This window comes from Flavobacterium sp. (genome assembly GCF_043720215.1).
Classification (GTDB): Bacteria; Bacteroidota; Bacteroidia; order Flavobacteriales; family Flavobacteriaceae; genus Flavobacterium.
On sequence record NZ_JAYSSZ010000015.1, the window covers coordinates 1 to 5995 of the forward strand.

Below are 5995 nucleotides of genomic sequence, written 5' to 3' on the forward strand. Positions count from 1 at the left end.
AATTTGCCAAGAAAAACAAAGGAGAACAATTCTTTTTTGTGAACGACCGATTTATAAAAAGCGGTTATTTACATCACGCTATTATGAATGCTTACGAAGGTTTACTTCGAGATGGAGCGCAACCGAGTTACTTTTTGTATTTGAATGTGCCGCCACATACTATCGACATCAACATTCATCCTACAAAAACAGAAATTAAGTTTGATGATGAACAGGCTTTGTATGCCATTTTGCGTTCGGCAGCGAAACATAGTTTGGGACAATTTAATGTCGCACCAGTTTTAGATTTTGAAAGAGATTTTAATCTCGATACACCATATAGTTACCAGAATAAAGAAGCGGAAACGCCAACAATTCAGGTAGACAGTAATTTTAATCCGTTTCAAGAAGAAAAAAAACAATCTAATTTTAGTTATAAACCAAAGACAGAAAACTTGCCACATTGGGAAAGCTTATATGTTGGTTTAGATACTAAATCGATAGCTATTGACGATATGAGTTTTGAATCGGAAGCAATTACAAGTTCTTTGTTTTCGGATTCGGAAGTTGAAAAAGCACCAACAACAACGTATCAAATTCATAAGAAATATGTAGTTAATCCTATAAAATCTGGGATGTTAATAATTGACCAACAAAGAGCGCACCAACGTATTTTGTACGAGCAATTTTTAACCAACATTACAATTCATCAAGCTAATAGTCAGCAATTGTTATTCCCGTTAACTTTATATTTTTCAGGAAACGAAATTGCAATACTACAAGTTATACAACAATCGCTAGAAAGTACAGGATTTGTTTTTGAAGCCATAAATAAAGATTCGATTACTATTTCTGGATTGCCAGTCACGGTTTCTGAAAATGAAGCGTCAATTGTTTTAGAGCAATTAGTAAGCGATTTGCAAGAGGAAGTTCCAGATAGTAGTTTTAGTCAAATGGATAGTATGGCAAAAAGTATGGCAAGAAGCTTAGCTGTAAAAACAGGAATGTATCTTACAGAAGAAGCACAGGTGAACCTAGTAAATAATTTATTTGCTTGCAAAGAAGCGACAGTTTCCCCTTTTAATAAAACAACCTTCATCACATTAAGTGTTGAAGATTTAGATAAAAAATTTAGTATATGATGAATAACATGACGCCAGCTGTTAAGCAGTTACTGATAATTAATATTATATTTTTTCTAGGATCACAAATCCCAAACATTCAAGAAATAGCATATACCTCATTTTCGCTCTATTCGTTTGGAAGTCCTAACTTTAGAATTTGGCAATTGGTAACGCATATGTTTATGCATGCTCCATATCCAAGTTTATCACATATTATTTTTAATATGTTTGCATTAGTTTCATTTGGTTCAATTTTGGAAAGTTTATGGGGAAGTAAGAAATTTTTGTTTTTCTATTTTTCATGCGGATTAGCTGCTGCAATGATGAATAATTTAGTTAATCAATATTATTTTGGAGACATTATTACTTCAGCAGTTGGAGCTTCTGGCGCAATTTATGGATTATTAATTGCATTTGCATTTATGTTTCCTAACGCAGAATTAAGTTTGATGTTTATACCTATTCCAGTAAAAGCAAAATATTTTGTACCAATTTATATGCTATTATATGACGGTTTATTTGGTGTTTTTGGAAATTCTTTTTTCGGGATTAATACAGGAATTGCAAATTTCGCTCATATTGGAGGAGCTTTATGTGGCTTTATAATGATGTGGTATTGGAAGAAAAACTCTTTCAATGACAAACGCTGGAACTAAAAAATCAATATCAATTGCAATATCAAAATTCAATTACAATTAAGAACAAATGAATATTTTAGACGATTTAAAACTGCAATATAAAAATGGCGATATGGCTACCAAATTAATTTTTTGGAACCTATTGCTATTTGCTATTCCCGAAATTGTATTTGCGGTTTTGCAATTGTTTCACATCAATGTTAATTATCTTAATTATGTGGCATTGTCTAATCATTTTAGTGATTTAGTATTACAACCTTGGACAATTGTTTCGTATTCATTTTTTCATGGGGGATTTTTACATATAATTTTCAATATGATCATGCTTCATTTTGCGGGTAGATTGTTCGTTACATTTTTTACACAAAAACAATTGTTTGGATTGTATGTTTTGGGTGGCGTATTTGCTGGAATTATATACTTAGTTTGTTATACTTTTTTGCCATCATTATCTAATCAAAATACACTTTTAGTAGGTGCATCAGCATCAGTTATGGCAATTCTTTTTGCTACAATGACGTACCAACCTTTTATGGATATTCGACTGGCGTTATTAGGTTCTGTCAAGCTTTGGCATATTGCGATACTGTATTTGGTTATAGATTTAATACAGTTGCCACGCGAGAATACTGGCGGACATCTTTCACACCTTGGTGGCGCATTATTTGGGTTTATTTATATTAAATTATTGCAAAATGGAATTGATTTAACTAGCGGATTCAGTGCAATAATCGATTGGTTTACTAATATATTTTCGCCTAAAAAAACAACACCGTTTAAGAAAGTGCATCGCAACCCAAAACCTATAAATGTAGTTAAAACAGCAAGTAAAATTGTTGCCAAAGATAAAACACAACAACAAATAGACGAAATTCTAGACAAGATTAGCAAATCTGGTTATGATAGTTTGACTGTCGATGAAAAAGAGTTTTTATTTAAAGCAGGGAAGTAGATTCGAAATTTCTGACAAAAAAATCGTTTATTTGTACTAGAATTCAACAAAGTAAGAAAATGAAAAACCTATCTTGGTTTAATAAATTGGCTTTTTTTTGTAATATAGTTTTAACTGTATTAACTTTCCTTGCTTATTTTTTACCATTTTTAGCACCTACTTGGTTTCCTTTTCTGTCAGTGCTTACACTTGTTTTGCCGTTGTTTTTAATACTTAATGGTTTATTTTTTTTGTATTGGTTTCTGCAATTCAAGAGGCAAATGATTTTGTCAGGATTGGTACTTATTTTAGGGATTACCTTTATCAATAAATTTTATAAATTCTCCTCAAAAGACATTGAACCTTCCGATAAGGATTTTGTGGTCATGAGTTATAATGTGCGATTATTGAATCTTTTTGATTGGATTCCACGCGAAAATGTAGCACAAGATATTTTGCATTTTGTAAACGAAAATAATCCAGATGTGTTGTGTATTCAGGAATATTCAACTTCAGCTTCTGCAAAAATCGATTTAAAAATATATCCGTATCGAGCCATATTTATGCATGGAAATCAAATAAAAACAGGTCAAGCCATTTTTTCTAAATTTCCAATTGTAAATGAAGGAGAATTAATTTTTCCAGAATCTAACAACAATACTATTTTTGCAGATATTAAAATAGGGAAGGACTTAGTGCGTTTTTATAATATTCACCTGCAATCGATAAAAATATCTCCTGATGTTAAAGAAATTAATGAAAATGTAGAAGGTATCAATCAAGAAAAATCACAACTTATTTTCAAACTAATTAGCGAGGCATTCAAAAAGCAACAGCAACAAGCAGAAATTATAATGAATCACAAAAAGTCATGCAAATATCCAATTGTCATTTGTGGTGATATGAATAACAGTGCATTTTCTTATGTTTACAGAAGTATAAAGGGAAATATGCAAGATTGTTTTGAAGAAGCTGGAAAAAGCTTCGGACAAACCTATAGTTTCAAATATTATCCAGCTCGTATCGATTATATATTTGCGGACACTAATATGCAAGTAAAAAGTTTTACAAATTTCCCCGATTTTGTAAACTCAGACCATCTTCCGGTGATGACAAGATTGTCTATCGATTAAAGTTGTAACGTTTGATTTTTTAAATAATCTAAGGCAAATCGTCCTTCGTTAAACAACAAATCTAGAATGCTTAAATTGTTTATAAAACCCTGTTTTTCTTGAAATACTTGTGTGTAAGAATCGAAAGTATTCAAGTCTTTTTTCCCGTTTGCTAAAACACGAAAATCATTAAAACCATTTACTTCATGAAAATATTCGATGGTTTTTTGTGGTGCAAAATCAAGCTTCAAACATTTAGATACAATTTCGATGGTTTCAATATTTAAATCCATCAAGAAAGTATATTTTTTTGTAAAAATTGGCATTAAAGTATCTTCGTAATACTCAAAAAAAGGAGAATTTCTGTACGAGGCTTCTAGTGTTTTAAAATGTTGTTTTTGCCAATCGAAAGCAGTTTCCAACTTGACATCTTTAGTCATTTGCTTACTATTCGAGTTTTTCACAGGAATATTTAGCAAAAAAATCCCGTTTGGACTATACAAATACATTCTGTTTCTGTTGGTTTGCTTCTGGAAATTATCTTCCATTTCAAAGGTTACAGTATCAGCTTTTGCCATTGCCACAAAGTGAGAAATAGATGGGAAATAGGTTGGGTGTATGAGGATGTTCATTCGTTAAAATGTTTAATCGTTTAATCGGGGTACGTTTTTTCGATTAAACGATTACACAAATAACCAAATAACCGAATCATAAATTACCCTTTTTTTCTTTTTCTAAAAAAATCAAAACCAAACCAGCCTACTAAAAGTAGTAAGAAATATATGAAGTAAGAAGTTGGTTGTCCGTCTCCACCAACTGTACAAAACAATCTGTCCCAACGAATTTTGTCGATGGCTTGCGACCATGGTAAATTAGGGTCTATACTAAACCAAATAAATACTGGTTTTCCTACTACGTGATCAAACGGTACAAATCCCCAATAACGACTGTCTTCAGAGTTGTGACGATTATCTCCCATCATCCAATAATAATCTTGTTTGAAAGTGTAATTAATAACGGGTTTGTCATTTATAAATATTTGACCTCCTTTTTCTTCTAATTTGTTTCCTTCATAAACAGTAATTAATCTTCTATAAAGCGGTAATGTTTCTTTGTTTAAACTAACTGTTTTTCCTGATTCTGGGATATAAATTGGGCCAAAATTATCTTGACTCCAGTTTTGATTGTGTGGAAAAATCCTACGATCGGGTTCAGTACTGTTATTTCTTACAATCGATTTTATAGCTGGAATTTCTTTCAATTTTTTTGCTGCATCTTCAGTAACTGCTGCAAACACATATTGATTTGGACCTGTTGGATATATTCCATCTGTAATTTGTAAATCTTCAATTATATATTTTGCATCTAAGTTAGAACCATCAGTAATAATTGTATAAGAATATTGTGGTTTTGCTCTTTCTGGAAGAATTGATTTTTTATTTTCGATATAAACATCACCATTTTTTATAGATAAATTATCGCCAGGGATTCCTACACAACGTTTTACATAATTTGATCTTTTATCCATTGGTTTATCGATATGTCTTCCAGATGGATCTCTAAAAAAATACACTGTATCAATTGGCCAGTTAAAAACGACTATATCGTTTCTTTTTATAGCTTGTAATCCTGGAAATCTAAATGATGGTAATTGAGGAAAGTTTATATATGATTTCGTTTTTATAATAGGAATACTATCATGAACCATTGGTAAAGCAATAGCAGTTTTAGGTGTTCTTGCGCCGTAATGAAATTTACTTACAAATAAGAAATCTCCCACTAATAAAGATTTCTCTAAGGAAGATGTTGGTATGTTAAACGGTTGCAATACATAACCATGTACTAAAGTTGCCACAACAACAGCAAATAACAGCGAAGAAACAGTATCGCCAGTTTTTGTAGTTGCAACTAGACTTCTGTCACGTTTGTACGTTACATCTTCAAAATAGTTAATGTAATAAATATAAAAACCAAGTGTAACTACACCAAGAATTGTGTCTTTAGTCGTGTTTTTGCCAAAACTTCTTAAAGTCTCAACCCAAACGACAATAAACATAATCAGGTTTACAATAGGCACAAATAACAAAGCAGTCCACCAAGTTGGGCGATTGATAATTTTCATTAAAACGATGGCGTTGTAAACAGGAATTGCTGCTTCCCATGATTTTCTACCTGCTTTTTCGTATAATTTCCATGTTCCTAAATAATGTA

General features: G+C 31.5%; 5 protein-coding genes and 1 pseudogene. 4 read left to right on the forward strand and 2 right to left on the reverse strand.

Annotated elements, in window-relative coordinates; genetic code table 11:
- The 4 genes and pseudogenes from ACHZC3_RS00700 to ACHZC3_RS00715 form a co-directional block, all read left to right on the forward strand.
- Positions 1-1121 (forward strand): annotated as a pseudogene (locus ACHZC3_RS00700) (DNA mismatch repair protein MutL); the annotation flags it as partial.
- Positions 1121-1759, forward strand: a complete 639-nt coding sequence (locus ACHZC3_RS00705; RefSeq protein ID WP_394757965.1) for a rhomboid family intramembrane serine protease — start codon at positions 1121-1123, stop codon at positions 1757-1759. The pseudogene ACHZC3_RS00700 and the gene ACHZC3_RS00705, both read left to right, overlap by 1 nt.
- 49 nt (positions 1760-1808) lie before the next feature.
- Positions 1809-2693, forward strand: coding sequence for a rhomboid family intramembrane serine protease (locus ACHZC3_RS00710; protein WP_394757961.1), 885 nt, complete (start codon positions 1809-1811; stop codon positions 2691-2693).
- A 59-nt stretch (positions 2694-2752) separates the two neighbouring features.
- Positions 2753-3805 carry an endonuclease/exonuclease/phosphatase family protein gene (locus ACHZC3_RS00715; protein ID WP_394757962.1) on the forward strand — a complete coding sequence of 351 codons (1053 nt, stop codon included), beginning with the start codon at positions 2753-2755 and terminating at the stop codon, positions 3803-3805.
- Here the strand turns inward: ACHZC3_RS00715 and ACHZC3_RS00720 are convergent.
- Positions 3802-4416, reverse strand: a complete 615-nt coding sequence (locus ACHZC3_RS00720) for a WbqC family protein (RefSeq protein WP_394757963.1) — start codon at positions 4414-4416, stop codon at positions 3802-3804. The two genes, ACHZC3_RS00715 and ACHZC3_RS00720, sit on opposite strands and share 4 nt — an antisense overlap.
- 83 nt (positions 4417-4499) lie before the next feature.
- The coding region (gene lepB, locus ACHZC3_RS00725; RefSeq protein WP_394757964.1) for a signal peptidase I at positions 4500-5995 on the reverse strand (1496 nt) is incomplete at its 5' end.

What these genes read in the sequence shown, in the direction of transcription:
- ACHZC3_RS00705 (WP_394757965.1), top strand. Translation starts at nt 1,121, where the DNA reads ATGAATAACATGACGCCAGCTGTTAAGCAGTTACTGATAATTAATATT.
- ACHZC3_RS00710 (WP_394757961.1), top strand. Translation starts at nt 1,809, where the DNA reads ATGAATATTTTAGACGATTTAAAACTGCAATATAAAAATGGCGATATG.
- ACHZC3_RS00715 (WP_394757962.1), top strand. Translation starts at nt 2,753, where the DNA reads ATGAAAAACCTATCTTGGTTTAATAAATTGGCTTTTTTTTGTAATATA.
- ACHZC3_RS00720 (WP_394757963.1), bottom strand. Translation starts at nt 4,416, where the DNA reads ATGAACATCCTCATACACCCAACCTATTTCCCATCTATTTCTCACTTT.